Source organism: Clostridium minihomine (assembly GCF_900240385.1).
Classification (GTDB): Bacteria; Bacillota; Clostridia; order Oscillospirales; family Acutalibacteraceae; genus Faecalispora; species Faecalispora minihomine.
In genome coordinates this window covers 253,434-268,587 of sequence record NZ_OEQH01000003.1, presented here as the reverse complement: position 1 = coordinate 268,587, position 15,154 = coordinate 253,434, and the positions used below count along the sequence as shown (strand labels likewise).

The 15,154-nt window shown below is 48.6% G+C and carries 17 protein-coding genes; all 17 read left to right on the top strand.

What is annotated here, in order from left to right:
* The first annotated feature begins 457 nt into the window (after nucleotides 1–457).
* The 17 genes from C1A02_RS08225 (at nucleotide 458) to C1A02_RS08145 (ending at nucleotide 15,141) form a co-directional block, all read left to right on the top strand.
* Nucleotides 458–694, top strand: a complete 237-nt coding sequence (locus tag C1A02_RS08225) for an acyl carrier protein (RefSeq protein WP_101697731.1) — start codon at nucleotides 458–460, stop codon at nucleotides 692–694.
* 37 nt (nucleotides 695–731) lie between these two features.
* Nucleotides 732–1,607 carry an acetyl-CoA carboxylase, carboxyltransferase subunit beta gene (gene accD / locus C1A02_RS08220; protein ID WP_101697730.1) on the top strand — a complete coding sequence of 292 codons (876 nt, stop codon included), beginning with the start codon at nucleotides 732–734 and terminating at the stop codon, nucleotides 1,605–1,607.
* Nucleotides 1,604–2,554, top strand: a complete 951-nt coding sequence (locus C1A02_RS08215; RefSeq protein ID WP_164997173.1) for an acetyl-CoA carboxylase carboxyltransferase subunit alpha — start codon at nucleotides 1,604–1,606, stop codon at nucleotides 2,552–2,554. The genes accD and C1A02_RS08215 overlap by 4 nt, the downstream gene beginning before the upstream one ends.
* Nucleotides 2,551–3,492 carry a beta-ketoacyl-ACP synthase III gene (locus C1A02_RS08210; protein WP_101697729.1) on the top strand — a complete coding sequence of 314 codons (942 nt, stop codon included), beginning with the start codon at nucleotides 2,551–2,553 and terminating at the stop codon, nucleotides 3,490–3,492. The genes C1A02_RS08215 and C1A02_RS08210 overlap by 4 nt, the downstream gene beginning before the upstream one ends.
* Before the next feature lie 17 nt (nucleotides 3,493–3,509).
* A complete protein-coding gene (locus C1A02_RS08205) occupies nucleotides 3,510–4,442 on the top strand; it encodes a nitronate monooxygenase (RefSeq protein WP_101697728.1) in 933 nt (310 codons plus the stop codon).
* Between the two features lies 1 nt (nucleotide 4,443).
* Complete coding sequence (locus C1A02_RS08200; RefSeq protein ID WP_101697727.1) at nucleotides 4,444–5,511, top strand: NAD(P)H-dependent flavin oxidoreductase; 1,068 nt, start codon at nucleotides 4,444–4,446, stop codon at nucleotides 5,509–5,511.
* Complete coding sequence (gene fabD / locus C1A02_RS08195; protein WP_101697726.1) at nucleotides 5,508–6,443, top strand: ACP S-malonyltransferase; 936 nt, start codon at nucleotides 5,508–5,510, stop codon at nucleotides 6,441–6,443. The genes C1A02_RS08200 and fabD overlap by 4 nt, the downstream gene beginning before the upstream one ends.
* Nucleotides 6,440–7,183 (top strand): 3-oxoacyl-[acyl-carrier-protein] reductase, encoded by a 744-nt coding sequence (fabG, locus tag C1A02_RS08190; protein ID WP_101697725.1) that lies wholly within the window; start codon nucleotides 6,440–6,442, stop codon nucleotides 7,181–7,183. Before fabD ends, fabG begins: the two co-directional genes overlap by 4 nt.
* A gap of 61 nt (nucleotides 7,184–7,244) precedes the next feature.
* Nucleotides 7,245–8,486, top strand: coding sequence for a beta-ketoacyl-ACP synthase II (gene fabF / locus C1A02_RS08185; RefSeq protein WP_101697724.1), 1,242 nt, complete (start codon nucleotides 7,245–7,247; stop codon nucleotides 8,484–8,486).
* Entirely contained in the window at nucleotides 8,487–8,915 is a 429-nt protein-coding gene (gene fabZ, locus C1A02_RS08180) for a 3-hydroxyacyl-ACP dehydratase FabZ (protein ID WP_101697723.1), read from the top strand.
* A gap of 113 nt (nucleotides 8,916–9,028) precedes the next feature.
* Complete coding sequence (locus C1A02_RS08175; RefSeq protein ID WP_101698010.1) at nucleotides 9,029–9,484, top strand: MarR family winged helix-turn-helix transcriptional regulator; 456 nt, start codon at nucleotides 9,029–9,031, stop codon at nucleotides 9,482–9,484.
* A 142-nt stretch (nucleotides 9,485–9,626) separates the two neighbouring features.
* Nucleotides 9,627–10,517: a tRNA 2-thiocytidine biosynthesis TtcA family protein gene (locus tag C1A02_RS08170; RefSeq protein WP_101697722.1), complete on the top strand. Its 891-nt coding sequence runs from the start codon at nucleotides 9,627–9,629 to the stop codon at nucleotides 10,515–10,517.
* A 29-nt stretch (nucleotides 10,518–10,546) separates the two neighbouring features.
* A complete protein-coding gene (locus C1A02_RS08165; protein WP_243577962.1) occupies nucleotides 10,547–10,876 on the top strand; it encodes a hypothetical protein in 330 nt (109 codons plus the stop codon).
* Nucleotides 10,877–11,030: 154 nt separating this feature from the next.
* Entirely contained in the window at nucleotides 11,031–11,597 is a 567-nt protein-coding gene (locus C1A02_RS08160; protein WP_101697721.1) for an HDIG domain-containing metalloprotein, read from the top strand.
* A gap of 367 nt (nucleotides 11,598–11,964) precedes the next feature.
* The gene (locus C1A02_RS08155; protein ID WP_101697720.1) at nucleotides 11,965–12,822 is read left to right on the top strand and encodes an AraC family transcriptional regulator; all 858 of its coding nucleotides are present in this window, start codon (nucleotides 11,965–11,967) and stop codon (nucleotides 12,820–12,822) included.
* 323 nt (nucleotides 12,823–13,145) lie between these two features.
* Nucleotides 13,146–13,529, top strand: a complete 384-nt coding sequence (locus tag C1A02_RS08150; protein ID WP_101697719.1) for a hypothetical protein — start codon at nucleotides 13,146–13,148, stop codon at nucleotides 13,527–13,529.
* 361 nt (nucleotides 13,530–13,890) lie between these two features.
* A complete protein-coding gene (locus C1A02_RS08145; RefSeq protein WP_101697718.1) occupies nucleotides 13,891–15,141 on the top strand; it encodes a [Fe-Fe] hydrogenase large subunit C-terminal domain-containing protein in 1,251 nt (416 codons plus the stop codon).
* Nucleotides 15,142–15,154 lie beyond the last annotated feature (13 nt).

Below are 15,154 nucleotides of genomic sequence, written 5' to 3'. Positions count from 1 at the left end.
GTTCGGTTCCGGATAGAGCCACTTTACAAGGCCGCTGTGTAATCCAAGTTCACCAGCAGAATCTGTGATGTTTTTTCGATTTAAACTCCATTTTTATCCAATACTTTCACAAACAACAAAAGCTGCCCGACAGATCTGTGACCCACGGACAGCAACCTGAGCATTTTTTGCTTGTATTGCTCTCATCCGTACGCCGCGCCGGCCATTCCGCCAAAACACCGGAACACACCGAAAACCAGGCGCCGGGCACGGATTTCCTTGCCCTGATTGTACCGAATCCCATCCCAAAAGTCAAGCTGCCACACCCCCCTAGGCTACGATTCCAAGCGGAAAACATCAGGGTATTTCAACAAATTTTTCTTGACTTTTCTGGTTATTTGGAATAAGATTAGGTTAAATATTTTTAATTAAATATTTTTAACTATTTTTCTAAAAAGGAGAGAAAAGAGGGTATCACGTGATTTTTGAGAAAGTACGGGATTTGGTCGCCGACCGGCTGAACCACAACATAGAAGATGTAACCATGGAGGCAAACCTGAAAGAAGATTTGGGCGCGGATTCCTTTAGTTACGCGGAAATCGGGATGCTCCTAGAGGATAGTTTCAACGTGACCATTTCAGATTTGGATCTGGATCAGTTTCAGACCGTGGGCGATTTGGTCCATTATTTAGAACAGCATGTAACAGAAGTATAAATTCGTTTCATCATTTTCCGGAAGAGAGGAAGAAACTATGAGCGACGCTACCCCACAGAAAAAAATGACTCTGCTGTCGATGCTCCGCCTTCCCACACAGCAGGGGCGCAAAGCAGAAACAAAAGAACCAAGCGGCTACAGCACTTGCCCCGGCTGCGGAAAAGCAGTGTCCCGCACTCAGCTGGCTGAAAAAGATCAGGTATGCGCTTTGTGCGGACATCATTTACAGATATCAGCCCGAGAACGGCTGCAAATGCTGGCGGATCCCGGAACCATTCAGGTGTTCGAACCTCCTGTCAGCCAAATTGATCCGTTGGATTTTCCCGGTTATCAAAACAAATTGGAAGAAAACCGGAAAAAGGCCGGCCTTCCCGAAGCGGTTCTCAGTGCGTTACTCCAAATAAATGGACAGCCTGTGGTAGTCGCGGTGCTAGACAGCCGATTTTTTATGGGCAGCATGGGCGTTGCAGTAGGAGAGTCCGTTACCTGCGCCGTGGAATATGCCAACGAAGAAAAACTGCCGCTGATTATCTTCAGTGCCAGCGGCGGCGCCAGAATGCAGGAAGGGATCCTTTCTTTGATGCAAATGGCGAAAACCAGTGCGGCTTTGGCCCGATTCTCCAAAGAAGGCGGGCTTTATATATCTTACCTGACTCACCCCACCACCGGTGGTGTCAGCGCCAGCTTTGCCGGGCTGGGGGATATCACCTTGGCAGAACCGGGTGCCCTCATCGGCTTTGCCGGCCCCCGCGTCATTGAGCAAACCATCCGTCAAAAGCTGCCCGATGGATTTCAGCGGGCAGAATTCCAGGAAGAACATGGCTTTGTGGATCGCATTGTCCCGCGCAGTCAAATGCGTTCGACCCTGTCCTTTTTGATTCGCATTCACCAACAAGGAGGAAAACCCGCATGACCATGAAGGAAACGGAAGCAAAACTGGATCAGCTGGAACAGGAACTTGCCGCCCTGCGGGAAAAATCAAAAACTCCCCATCTGCGGATTTGGCAGCTGGAAGGTGAACGCAAAAAACTGCTGGAATCGTTTCAAATGCTTACTCCTGCGGATAAGGTGTATCTGGCTCGCCGCCCCAAGCGGCCGGGAATTCGGGACTACACCAACGCATTGTTTCAGGATTTTTTTGAACTGCACGGTGACCGTCTTAATGGAGAAGACAAAAGCATTTTAGGCGGTGTGGCGTTTTATCGGGGAATTCCGGTAACCGTCATCGGCCACTGCAAAGGAAAGAATCTGGAAGAAAACCTTTATTATAACTTTGGCATGCCAAATCCGGAAGGCTACCGCAAGGCTTTGCGCCTGATGCGGCAAGCAGAAAAATTCGGCAGGCCCGTGATTACTTTTATTGATACTCCCGGGGCCTATCCCGGCCTTGAGGCCGAAACCCACGGCCAAAGCGAGGCGATTGCCCGCAATTTGGCGGCCATGAGCGAACTTTCTGTTCCGGTTATCTCCATTGTAACCGGCGAAGGCGGAAGCGGCGGAGCACTGGCTTTGGGTGTGGCAAACCGAGTCCTGATGCTGGAAAATTCGGTCTATTCCGTTTTGTCACCGGAAGGATTTGCTTCTATTTTGTGGAAGGACTCCACCCGCAGTGCAGAAGCTTGTGACATGATGAAACTGACCGCTCAGGATTTGCTGCGCTTTGGCGTAGTAGATGAAATTATCCGCGAGCCCCGTGGCGGGGCTCACCGTGATTATGGTGCTGTATTCGCAGAGGTAGATGCAGCTTTGTACCGAAACCTCACCGATCTATTGCCTTATTCCGGACAGCAGCTGGCACAGCAGCGCTATGAAAAGTTCCGGGCAATTGGCAATCTGCCCACGGAAAAGGAGGCCCTATGACTGGAATTCAAATTGTGGGAACCGGACGTTATATCCCACAGAAAATTGTGACCAACGATGAAATCAGCAAACTGACTGATACCAACGACGAATGGATCCGAACCCGAACCGGAATTTGCCAGCGGCATTTTTCCGAAGGGGAAACCAACGCGGACCTGGCAACCGCCGCCGCAGAAAAGGCAATGAAAGCAGCGGGCATCTCCCCGGATCAGGTAGGGACCTGCATTGTTGCCACCTTTACCCCGGATCACATCTCCCCCGCTGTGGCAACTCAGGTGCATCGCCGCCTTTCTTTGCCGGAACATACCCCTGCACTGGACATCAGTGCAGGCTGCACCGGTTTTTTATATGGACTGACTGTTGCGCGGGGCTTTCTGCTGCAAAGTGAACGCCCTTATGCGCTTTTGGTGGGCAGCGAGGTGATTTCCCGCGTGCTGGACTTTAACGACCGCAGCACCTGTGTGCTGTTCGGTGACGGTGCGGGCGCCGCTGTGCTCAAGCTTTCAGACAGTCACCCCTTTACCAGCGTATTGGGCTGCAAGGGCGACGATCAGATGCTGGGCTGCACTAACGCGCCGGGCACGGAACGCCAGCGGATTTTCATGAACGGCAGCGAGGTCTTCCGCTTTGCGGTAGAAACTGTTCCTCACTGCATTGACGACACGCTGAAAAAAGCCGAACTATCCCCAGAGGATATCGACTTTTTTGTATGCCATCAGGCAAATCAGCGCATTATTGCCAGCGTGATCCGCAAAACCCATCTGCCAGAGCATAAATTCTATTTGAATGTTCACAACTACGGCAATACCTCTGCCGCAAGCATTCCCATCGCTTTAGATGAGATGGCGGAAAAAGGACTTTTGAAACCCGGAACCCGCACCTTATGCGTCGGCTTTGGCGCCGGACTTACTTGGGGCGGAGCCGTTGTGGAATGGTAATAGGAGGAAAAGACAACATGAAACTGAATCAATGGCTGGGAATTGAATTCCCCTTTATTCAGGGCGGCATGGCTAACATCGCCACCGGAGAATTCGCGGCAGCGGTATCTAACTCAGGTGGATTGGGCCTGATCGGAGCCGGCGGCATGAATTTAGACACCTTTCGGGAAAACATCCTTATCTGCAAAGAAAAGACCAATAAGCCCTTTGGGGTAAATATTATGCTGATGCACCCCCAAGCCGGGGAAATGGCACAGCTTGCAGCAGATGAAAAGATCCCCGTCATCACAACTGGGGCGGGCAACCCCAGCACCTATATTTCCATGTGGAAAGAAGCGGGTGCAAAAGTAATCCCCGTTGTGCCCGGTGTGGCCTTAGCACGGCGGGTAGCGGATTACGGCGCGGATGCCGTGATTGCAGAAGGAACCGAAAGCGGCGGTCATGTGGGCGAACTGACCACCATGGCGCTGGTGCCCCAAGTGGCAGATGCGGTTTCAATTCCCGTGATTGCTGCTGGCGGCATTGCAGACGGCCGGCAGCTTTTGGCCGCCTTTGCTCTGGGGGCCATCGGTGCTCAATTGGGAACCTGTCTGTTGGTCAGTGAAGAATGCCCCATCCATGAAAATTATAAAGCTGCTGTTTTAAAAGCCAAAGACAATGGCACCATCGTAACCGGGCGTTCCGCAGGAGTTCCCGTTCGTCTGCTGAAAAATAAGATGGCCCGGGAATACCTGAAAAAAGAAGCGGCCGGAGCCGATAAAATGGAGCTGGAACACTATACCCTTGGCTCCCTGCGCCGGGCAGTTTTTGAAGGCGACGTGGATTCCGGCTCACTGATGGCCGGTCAGGTATCGGGACAGCTGCACGAAATCAAACCGCTGCGCCGTATTTTTGAGGATTTGTATCAGGGTTATCTGAATACCCTGACAAAACTGGAACAGGAGCGCTAACATGGTTCTGATTAAAGACAAGCCCCTCCCTCTGCCCATTATTCAGGGCGGCATGGGAATCGGCGTTTCTATGGGAAATCTGGCCGGACATGTGGCAAAACACGGCGCTATGGGTGTGATCAGTGCCGCAAACCCAGGTTTTCTGAATAAAGATTTCTGGATTAACTCGGTGCAAAGCAACCTTGCCGCTTTAAAAGAGCAAATCAACAAAGCAAAAAACATTGCCCAAGGCAGTGGAATTGTTGCCATTAACGCCATGGTTGCCACCACCCATTATGAAGAAACCATCCGAACCGCCGTGGCAGCCGGGGTGGATGCCGTAATTTCCGGCGCCGGGCTGCCCAGTGATCTGCCCCGATTTGTAGAAGGAAGCAAAACGGCCATTGCGCCGATTGTATCCAGCGGAAAAGCGGCTCGCACCATTTGCCGCCTTTGGGATAAACGGCACAAGGTATGCCCCGACTTTATTGTAATCGAAGGTTCTTTGGCCGGGGGACATCTGGGTTTTTCCGCCGAAGAACTGGAAAACGGCACCGCCCAGACATTGGAGCAAATTTTGCCGGAAGTTTTGGCGGAAATTGCCCCATATGAAGAAAAGCACCAGAAAAAGATTCCGGTCTTTGTGGCCGGCGGCGTATATACCGCCGAAGACATCCGCCATTTCTTGCAGTTGGGCGCCACCGGCGTACAGCTGGGAACCCGTTTTATCGCCACAGAAGAATGCGATGCCTCACCTCGATACAAAGAAATTTTGGTGGCGGCAAAAAAAGAGGACATTTGCCTGATTAAAAGTCCGGTGGGAATGCCGGGCCGGGCGCTCAACTCTCCGCTGATTCAGCGATTAAAGCAAGACCTGCGAATCCCGGTGAAAAAATGTATGGACTGTCTTCACCCCTGCACCCCGGCAACCACCCCCTATTGCATTACCGGGGCATTGTCCGCGGCCGTTCAGGGAAATTGGGAAGACGGACTATTCTTCTGCGGCAGCAATGCATGGCGTATGGAAAAGATTCTGCCTGTGCAGGAACTGCTGGAAGAGCTGAAACAAGGATGGAGGAGCGACAAATGAAACTGGCATTTTTATATGCGGGACAAGGGAATCAGCACGTTGGCATGGGAATGGACTTATACGAGCAATATCCGGATTTCCGGCGCTTTTATGACACCCCTTCCGCCGGATTCAACATCAAGGAACTCATCCAGAACGGCCCGGAGGAAGTGCTTGGCGAAACCCGCCATACACAGCCCTGCATGGTGGCGTTTTGCGCCGGTATCACGGCTTTGCTGGAGCAAGAGGGCATCCTGCCCCAAATGGCAGCCGGGCTTAGCCTGGGGGAATACTCTGCCTTAACAGCGGCGGGCGTATTTGATCCCGACACCGCAATTGCTTTAACCGCTTTCCGCGGAAAAGCGATGGAAACCGCCGTGGGTGATTTGCCCTGCGGCATGGCAGCCATTCTTAATTTAGACAGAGATACACTGCAAAAGGCCTGTGACGAAGCATCCTCTTTGGGAATTGTAGAAATAGCCAATTACAATTGCCCGGGTCAACTGGTGATAGCCGGCGAAGCAGAAGCAGTGAAAAAAGCCGGAGAGTTGGCTCTTGCTTCAGGTGCCCGGCGCTGCATTCCCCTTCACCTGCCCGGCCCTTTCCACAGCTCTCTCATGTCCCCGGCCGGGGATGCGCTGGCAGACTATTTTAAAAAGATTTCCTTTGGGGAAATGAGATTCCCCGTTATTTTTAATACCACAGCCAAATCCCTTCAGCCGGGCGAAACCATTCCGGCTCTTTTGGAAAAGCAGGTGCAGAGCAGCATTTATTTTGAAGACTCCATCCGTTATATGGAACAGCTTGGCATTGACACAGCGGTGGAGATCGGCCCCGGCAAAGTATTATCCGGGTTCGTGAAAAAAACCACCAAAGCGATTAAAACCTATGCGGTGGAAGATGCCGAAAGCCTGCGCGCCGTGATTTCCGCATTGAAAGGAGAAACACAATGAGTCATACCGTCAAAACTGCTATTGTCACCGGCGGCAGCCGGGGAATAGGGCGCGCCATCTGCCTTAAATTGGCCGCACAGGAAATGAACCTGGTGATTAACTACGCAGGCAATCAGCAGGCCGCCGAAGCCACAGCCGAAGAATGCCGCAGTCTGGGTACTCAGGTTATTCTGGTAAAAGCGGATGTATCCAAACCCGAAGGCTGTGAAAAACTGTTTTCAGAAGCACAGGAAACATTCGGCGCCGTGGATGTTCTCGTCAATAACGCGGGAATCACACGGGATGGCTTAATTCTTCGCATGAGCGAAGAAAGCTTTGATGAAGTCATCGACACCAACTTAAAAGGCGCTTTCTTCTGCATGAAACTGGCCGCCCGCATCATGATGAAACAGCGCTATGGCAGAATTGTCAACATGAGCAGTGTGGCAGGGGTTCGCGGAAATCCGGGACAAATCAACTATTCCGCCAGTAAGGCCGGGCTGATTGGCATGACAAAATCTCTGGCAAAGGAACTGGCCGGGCGCAATGTGACGGTAAACGCCGTTGCACCGGGACTAATCGAAACCGATATGACCGATGTGCTGTCTGATGCGGTAAAAGATCAGCTGGTGCACGGCATCCCCATGGCCCGGGCGGGAAAGCCCGAGGACGTGGCTGCCGCTGTGGCTTTCTTTGCCAGCGAAGAAGCCGGATATATCACCGGCCAAGTGCTGTGCGTAGACGGCGGCATGGCTGTTTAAGCCCTATTTTCCATATTCAAACAACCGCCCCTCGGGCGGATGCTTTCAGGAGGTTCACAAGATGGAACGACGTGTTGTAATCACCGGATTAGGGGCACTTACCCCCATCGGCGGCACCACAGCCGAAACCTGGAATTCCGCAAAAGCCGGTATCTGCGGAATTGGAGAAATCACTTTATATGATACCTCCAACCAAAAAGTGCACATTGCCGGTGAAGTAAAGAATTTTCAACCGGAAACCTATATTGACAAGCGGGAAGCCCGTAAAATGGATCGCTATGCCCAGCTGGCGGTAGCCGCCGCCGAACAAGCCTTTCAGGACAGCGGCCTTTCTATGGAACAAGAAAACCCCTTCCGTTGCTCCGTCATTGTATCCAGCGGAATCGGCGGGCTGGGAACCATTGAGAACGAGCACGCCAGAGGCGAACAAAAGGGATTTGACCGTGTCTCCCCTTACTTTATCCCCATGTCCATCAGTAACATGGGTGCGGCTCATATTGCCATACGCCATGGTTTTCGCGGCATGGTGACCTGCCCGGTCACAGCCTGCGCCGGCGGCACCAATGCCATCGGCGATGCCTTTCGCATGATTCAGGGCGGTTATTCCGACGTGGTTCTCTGCGGCGGAGCAGAATCCAGCATTACGCCGCTTGGAATGGGGGGCTTTACTTCCATGAAAGCGTTGGCGGAATCGAATGATCCGAACCGGGCATCCATTCCCTTTGATAAAGAACGTTCCGGCTTTGTAATGGGAGAAGGAGCGGGAATGGTAGTGCTGGAATCTTTAGAGCACGCTTTGGCTCGGGGTGCAAAAATTCATGGCGAGATTGTTGGCTATGGTTCCACCTGTGACGCCTATCATATCACTGCACCGGATCCGGACGGCCGGGCCGCTCAGGAATGCATGCGGCAAGCCATTGAAAATGCCGGAATCAATCCGGAAGAAATCAGCTATATCAACGCCCACGGCACCTCTACCCCCCTCAATGACAAATGCGAAACCACTGCCGTGAAAGCGGTGTTTGGCGAGCACGCCAAAAAGCTGATGATCAGCTCTACAAAATCCATGACCGGGCATCTTTTGGGCGCCAGCGGCGCAGTAGAAGTCATTTTGACCGCATTGGCGCTGCGGGACAGCTTTGTTCCCCCCACCATCAACTATCAGGTTCCGGATGAGGACTGCGATTTGGATATCGTCCCCAACACAGGGCGGCAGGCGGCTCTTCGCTATGCTTTATCCAATTCCCTGGGCTTTGGCGGACACAACGCCAGCCTGATTTTAAAAAGATGGGAGGAAAACTGAATGGAACTCAATTCCAATGAAATTCAGGAAATCTTGCCCCACCGGTATCCTTTTTTGCTGGTGGATAAAATTATAGACGGCGAACCAGGTCAATGGGCCAAAGGAATCAAATGCGTTTCTGTCAACGAACCCTTTTTCTGCGGGCATTTTCCGCAGTTTCATGTGATGCCCGGCGTTTTGATTCTGGAGGCTTTGGCACAGGTCGGGGCTGTGGCTATCTTGACTCAGGAAGAAAACCGTGGTAAAATCGCATTCTTTGGGGGAATTAAACAGGCGCGATTTAAGCAGAAAGTAACCCCCGGTGACGTGCTGGAGCTCACCTGCGAACTGACGCAGCGCCGGGGCCCGGTGGGAATCGGGAAAGCAACAGCTACCGTCAACGGCAAAATTGCCGCAACCGCCGAGCTGACCTTTGCTTTGGGAGAATGACAGTTCCCTTACGCTGGCGGCTGTTACCCGATCCCATCGAACAACAACATGGCGCAGACAAAAGCCCGAAAACCGAGGCAGTCGACTGCGCATTTTTGGAGGAGACTTTTCAAATGCTGGAACAGGCCTTTTCAGATGTTTATACTAAATTCAAACTTAATTTTTACCGGAAGGTATTTTCCCGTTTTGAAGACAGGGAAGCAAGCCTGACCACGGTGGAAACTTTCTGCATTGAAATTATTCATGCTTTGGAAAACCCCACTGTCAATGAGTTCGCTTCCTTTGCCCAAATATCCCCTCCAAATGCCGCCTACAAAGTCAACAACCTGATTCAAAAGGGATATCTGCGGAAAATCCGCTCAAAAACCGACAAACGGGAATATTACCTTGAAGTAACACCCAAATACTTTGAATACTATAACCTGAGTTTCGGTTATATGCTGACAGTCATTGAGCGAATTAAAGAACGCTTTTCGCCCCAGGAAGTTTCTCAGCTGGAAAACATTCTGGATGTCATGTACAACGAACTGATGCCGGAAGTTCCTCTGCCTAAAAAACTGCCGGAATAAAATGCAAAGGCCGGAAGCGATTTCAGCTTCCGGCCTTCTTTTTTGTTTTGTTTGACCGGGTCGGGAACACCGTGTTATAATAAGCCGTAAATCGTATCAAAAACCGTTTCTCCAAAATCTCTTTAGGAAAAGGCGCGACACAATGGAACCAATTCAGAAAATAGAACAAAGCATTGTAAAAAAATACCGAAAAGAAATCTGGCACCGGATGATTGGCGGAATCAAAGACTATCAGCTGATTATGCCCGGGGACAAAATCGCTGTTTGCATCTCTGGCGGCAAAGACTCCATGCTGTTGGCCAAGTGTCTGCAAATGCTGCAGCGCTACACCGAAATTCCCTTTGAGCTGGAGTTTTTATCCATGGATCCGGGGTATGACGAACTCAACCGGCAGATGATCACAGATAACGCCCAGCGTTTGGGAATTCCCTTAACCATATTTTCGTCCCGCATTTTTGAAATTGTCTCCAATTCGGGCGGAAACCCCTGTTACCTTTGTGCCAGAATGCGGCGAGGGCACTTATATGCCAAAGCACAGGAATTGGGGTGCAACAAAATTGCCTTAGGCCATCATTTTGACGATGTGATTGAAACCACCATGATGAGCATGCTGTACGGCGCAGAAATCCGCACCATGATGCCCAAGCTGCCCAGCACCAATTTCCCCGGAATGGAAATCATCCGTCCCCTTTATCTTGTTCGGGAACGGGACATTCTGGCGTGGAAACGCTATAATTCCCTGGAATTTGTTCGGTGCGGCTGTCCCTTGTCAGAGAGAACCACCGTCTGTGAAGAACAGGAAAGCGGCGGTTCCAAACGCGCCATGGTCAAAGAACTGATTGCCGGACTGCGAAAGGACAACCCTCAGGTAGACATCAACATTTTTCGCAGTATGCACAACGTGAATCTGGATACGGTGCTTGGTTACCGGCAGAACGGTCAAACTCACAGCTTTTTGGACGGCTATCCTTACGGCCGGACGAATGCTTTTCTGCCCGATGACAAAGAAAAGAAAGAAGAAAGCCCGGCTTAGGCCGATCGCTTTCGGAAAGAAGGGTTTTCTTGAAAAAATTCATTAAATACTATGTTCTGCAACTGATTATGATTGCTACCATGCTGGTGTTTGGATTTGCCTTCGCCCAGTTTTCTATGGGACGCGGCCCCTCAACGCCCATGATTCAGCTGTACTTGGGGCTTTCTGTTTTTTATCTGTTTTCTTACTTTTTTCTGCGCTACAAAACACGCCATGGAAAAAGTGCAGAAGAAATTCTTCATTTGCTGCAAACAGAAGAAATCTACAGCATGCTTCACGTTTTTAACGATAAAATCGGATTTATCTTCACCATTTTAATGGGGCTTGGCAGCATTTTGGTTTACTTTTTAAAGTTTTAACCATGTAATCCATACATAAAAAGCGGAGTTGGCTAGGAATCTCAGTCAACTCCGCTTTATTTTTAAACATATATGTATACGTATTATTAAGATGGACAAAGAAAAAATTCTGCGCTATACTAACAAAAAGACAAAATGAAAAGGAGTGACCGGTATGGGAATCATTCCCACTATGGAACAGGCACAGGCTCTTCTGGAAGAATATAATCAAGATCCCTTTCACCTTCGGCACGCAAACATCGTGTCTGGGGTCATGGGATATTTTGCCCAGGAATATGACCCGGAGAATGTGGAGTTCTGGAAGACAGTAGGCCTGCTTCACGATTTGGACTTTGAACGTTACCCGGAACAGCACTGCGTCAAATGCCAGGAAATCATGCGGGAACGCGGCCTTGATGAACGGCTGATTCGTGCAGTGGCCAGCCACGGGTACCGGATTCGTGTGGATATTAAGCCGGAACATATCATGGAAAAGATTCTGTATGCCACCGACGAGCTGACGGGACTGATCGGTGCTGTGGCGATTATGCGTCCTTCCAAAAGCGTTGTCGACTTAGAACTGAAATCGGTAAAAAAGAAATTTAAATCGCCGAATTTTGCCGCCGGCTGCTCTCGGGATGTAATTTCTTTGGGCGCAGAAATGCTGGACTGGTCTTTAGACGAGCTAATTAACCGTACCATTTTGGCTATGCGCAGCCTGCAAAACGAAATGGAAATATAACATAGAGCGAAATAATATTTGAAATAAAACAAGGATACTATTTTTATTGAATAGTATCCGCTTTATTTCATCTCCCCTTTTTTGAGAATTGCCAATGAAATGAATCATTTTTTACTTTAAATTCGAATTCATCTATGAATGCAGAAGTCATTTAAAGCTATTGTTAAAAAAGAATACAAGCTTTATTTGCATTGAAAGTCTGCAAGAAGCTATGCTGAGCAAGTGCAGGTTATTTCTATAACACGCAGATAAATCGCAATTTGACTGCAGATTATTCTATCCTTTTGCAGACAAAACTTAACACTAAAAATCGGGAAAAAACCCTTTGAAAACCGTAAGATATAGGTACAGACAGGAGGTGCCCAGCGTGGAGTGGACTGAATGTATTAGTAAAGCAATCAGCTATATTGAGGACAATATCACCGAAGAACTCACAATCGAAGGTATTGCAAAACAGGCAATGGTATCGCCGTTCTATTTTCAAAAGGGATTTGCTATGCTTTGCGGTTTTACGGTTGGTGAGTATATCAGATGCCGCAGACTTGCTCTTGCCGGCAGCGAGCTTGTTTCCAGTGATAGAAAAATCATTGATATTGCACTTAAATACAGCTACGATTCACCCGATAGCTTTACAAAAGCGTTTACTCGGTTTCATGGTGCAACACCCACTTCTGTACGAAGAGGCGAAACAATGATAAAATCTTTTGCTTCGCTGAAAATCAAACTTACATTAGAGGGAGGTTATACTATGGATTACAAAATCGTAAAAAAAGATGAGTTTACTATTATTGGTGTATCAAAGGTATTGAAATATGATGAAGCGGCAATAGAGGTTCCAAAATTGTGGGCGGATTATTCTCAAACAGGGAAAAGCGATATTGTTTGCAGTGTGTATGGTGTGAATATTGATGAAAATATGGACGGAAATGAGTTTGAATATCTGATTGCGGATAATTACAATCCAATCAAGGAAATTGCCGAGGGCTTTGTTACAAGGGTTATTCCGAAACACACTTGGGCTGTTTTTGCCTGCAGGGGCGCAATGCCCCAGTCCATGCCAGATGTAAATAAGAAGATTTTTTCGGAATGGTTACCAAGCTGCAAGGACTATGAGATTGCAGCGGGTTATAACATTGAAATGTATAGCGACCCTGCCGGGTATGCCAAAGGTGTGCGGGACGAACAATATTACAGCGAGATTTGGATTCCTATCAAAGAAAAGTAATATCGCAAAATAAGCATTTTCTACGCTTCAATATTCCACAAGCCAATGCGCAGTGACTTGCGCATTGGCTTAATTGGGCGCCGCCCCATATCCCGTGATCGCTGCCAGAGGCGGCTATGAAAGGAAAGTAAGGGAAACTGCTTTCACAAAAACAAACAATCTATCGCTTTGTAAAGAGCAGCAACCCATGATTGATATAAATTTTAATACAAGGGTGTGATAAAATCAAAATAAAACATTGTTCTTTCTGTTCCATTTTTCTTGTTTGTCTTCTGACCGGTTGTATCGTTTTATTTACTGCATGCCAGACGGAAAATTATAATGTGAATATTCAAATCATCAATACGACGGATCAAAACCTGGATGTACCGATTGTTGTTTCAAGAGGGCAGGAATCCGATTCTTCCAATGAACCCCTTTTCTCTATGGATCAGATAAAAGCGAATCCAACAGAAAGCAAAAGCTTCTCGCTGAACCAGTTAAAAGAAGATTTTGCAATTGTCATCACGATAAAAGATACGGCTCAATCATTCTATTACAACAGCGTCGATCGTTTAGAATATCTCAATATTGATATTCAATTTAACCAGAGTGAAAATGGCACCATTATTATGGATGGAACCGTAAAAAATAAAAAGAGCCTTGGAGTTCCATCGATTGAAAAATTAGAACCGTTGGAACTAACTGAAAGCCCTCTTTCCAAATAGACAGGTTCTGTGGAATATGAATTTAACTATCAAAGCTGGGAACCATACAGACGAGAACCATGGGTCAATCCTTATAAGGCTGATTGCTTTGATAAAAAACGAAAGGTTCATTCTCTTTCTTTTTCAAAGTGTTTTTACTTAGCTCATTTCTATAATATCTGTAAAAAAAACGGTTTTGTTCTGTGAAACAAGACCGTTTTCTTACAGCAAAATTTCTTTCAACATTTTATAACTGTTACTTCGTTCACAAACTGTTGAAATAAAAGAAAAATCATCGTATAATGAAACCATATTTAACCAGAATAAGAAAGGGCGTTCTTATAGGTAACACTGTTGCCGCCCTCATTAAAGGAGCATGAGCATGACAACATTTGAAGAATTATACCGCAGGCTGGTAAAAGCATCGGTAGAGAACCATCTGAATGACGAATTGGATCAGTTGCAGCCGGATGAATTTGATCCTCATCATCTGGACTGCCTTTTAAATCCTTCCAAATATGGCCCGGTCATCCGCTTGGGCGATTGCGAATGCACTGATAAAGACGATACCAATTGCGCCGGACAATGCCTGTTTGACGCATTATACCGGGATGAAAAAGGAAATATGGTAGTAAATAAAGAGCTTTGCGTCGGCTGTTCCGAATGTGTCAGAAACTGCCATGCCAAAAAACTGACAGAAAGCCGCGACATTCTTCCTGCTCTTTCGGCGATTCAAAATGCCGATACTCCCGTATACGCCATGGTGGCGCCGGCCTTTATCAATCAGTTCAGCAGAGATGTTACCCCCGGAAAACTGCGCAGCGCCTTTAAGAAAATCGGCTTTGCCGGCATGATTGAGGTTGCCTTGTTTGCGGACATCCTCACCTTGAAAGAGGCTTTGGAATTTGATCATAAAATTGTAAACGAACAGGATTTTCAGCTGACCAGCTGCTGCTGTCCCATGTGGATTTCTATGATCCGCAAGGTTTATAGCCAGCTGATCCCTCATATGCCGGGTGCAGTTTCGCCCATGGTGGCCTGTGGCCGCTCTATCAAGACTTTGTATCCGGATGCATTAACCATCTTTATCGGCCCCTGTGTGGCAAAGAAAGCAGAAGCCAAAGAGGCCGATGTGGCCGATTCCACCGACTTTGTGCTCACCTTCCAGGAAATTCGGGACGTGTTTGAATTTGCCGGAATTGATTTGGCCTCTATGCCCGAAGATGAGCGGGATCATTCCTCTCGTGCGGGCCGCATCTATGCCGGAACCGGCGGCGTGAGCGAAGCGGTGCAAACCACTTTGGCCCGTTTGAATCCCGACCGCAAAATTGCTCTGCGCTCTGCTCATGCAGACGGCGTCAAAGCCTGCAAAGAAATGCTGAGCGAAGCGCTGGAAGGAAAACTGACAGCGAACTTTATTGAAGGCATGGGCTGTATCGGCGGCTGTGTCGGCGGCCCCAAGGCGTTAATCCCCAGAGAAGAAGGGCGTAAAAATGTCTTTGAATACGGCAACACTGCCACCTATCCCACCCCCATTGATAACCCATATGTGATTGAGCTTTTGCACCGTTTGGGCTTTGATACCGTAGAAGAGCTTTTAGAAAAAAGCGATATCTTTACCCGCCAGTTTTAATGGAAACGGTCTT

Coding starts and splice junctions, on each gene's coding strand:
- fabD (WP_101697726.1), top strand. CDS start 5,508: ATGAAACTGGCATTTTTATATGCGGGACAAGGGAATCAGCACGTTGGC.
- fabF (WP_101697724.1), top strand. CDS start 7,245: ATGGAACGACGTGTTGTAATCACCGGATTAGGGGCACTTACCCCCATC.
- C1A02_RS08175 (WP_101698010.1), top strand. CDS start 9,029: ATGCTGGAACAGGCCTTTTCAGATGTTTATACTAAATTCAAACTTAAT.
- C1A02_RS08205 (WP_101697728.1), top strand. CDS start 3,510: ATGAAACTGAATCAATGGCTGGGAATTGAATTCCCCTTTATTCAGGGC.
- C1A02_RS08145 (WP_101697718.1), top strand. CDS start 13,891: ATGACAACATTTGAAGAATTATACCGCAGGCTGGTAAAAGCATCGGTA.
- C1A02_RS08200 (WP_101697727.1), top strand. CDS start 4,444: ATGGTTCTGATTAAAGACAAGCCCCTCCCTCTGCCCATTATTCAGGGC.
- C1A02_RS08215 (WP_164997173.1), top strand. CDS start 1,604: ATGACCATGAAGGAAACGGAAGCAAAACTGGATCAGCTGGAACAGGAA.
- C1A02_RS08160 (WP_101697721.1), top strand. CDS start 11,031: ATGGGAATCATTCCCACTATGGAACAGGCACAGGCTCTTCTGGAAGAA.
- fabG (WP_101697725.1), top strand. CDS start 6,440: ATGAGTCATACCGTCAAAACTGCTATTGTCACCGGCGGCAGCCGGGGA.
- accD (WP_101697730.1), top strand. CDS start 732: ATGAGCGACGCTACCCCACAGAAAAAAATGACTCTGCTGTCGATGCTC.
- C1A02_RS08210 (WP_101697729.1), top strand. CDS start 2,551: ATGACTGGAATTCAAATTGTGGGAACCGGACGTTATATCCCACAGAAA.
- C1A02_RS08170 (WP_101697722.1), top strand. CDS start 9,627: ATGGAACCAATTCAGAAAATAGAACAAAGCATTGTAAAAAAATACCGA.
- fabZ (WP_101697723.1), top strand. CDS start 8,487: ATGGAACTCAATTCCAATGAAATTCAGGAAATCTTGCCCCACCGGTAT.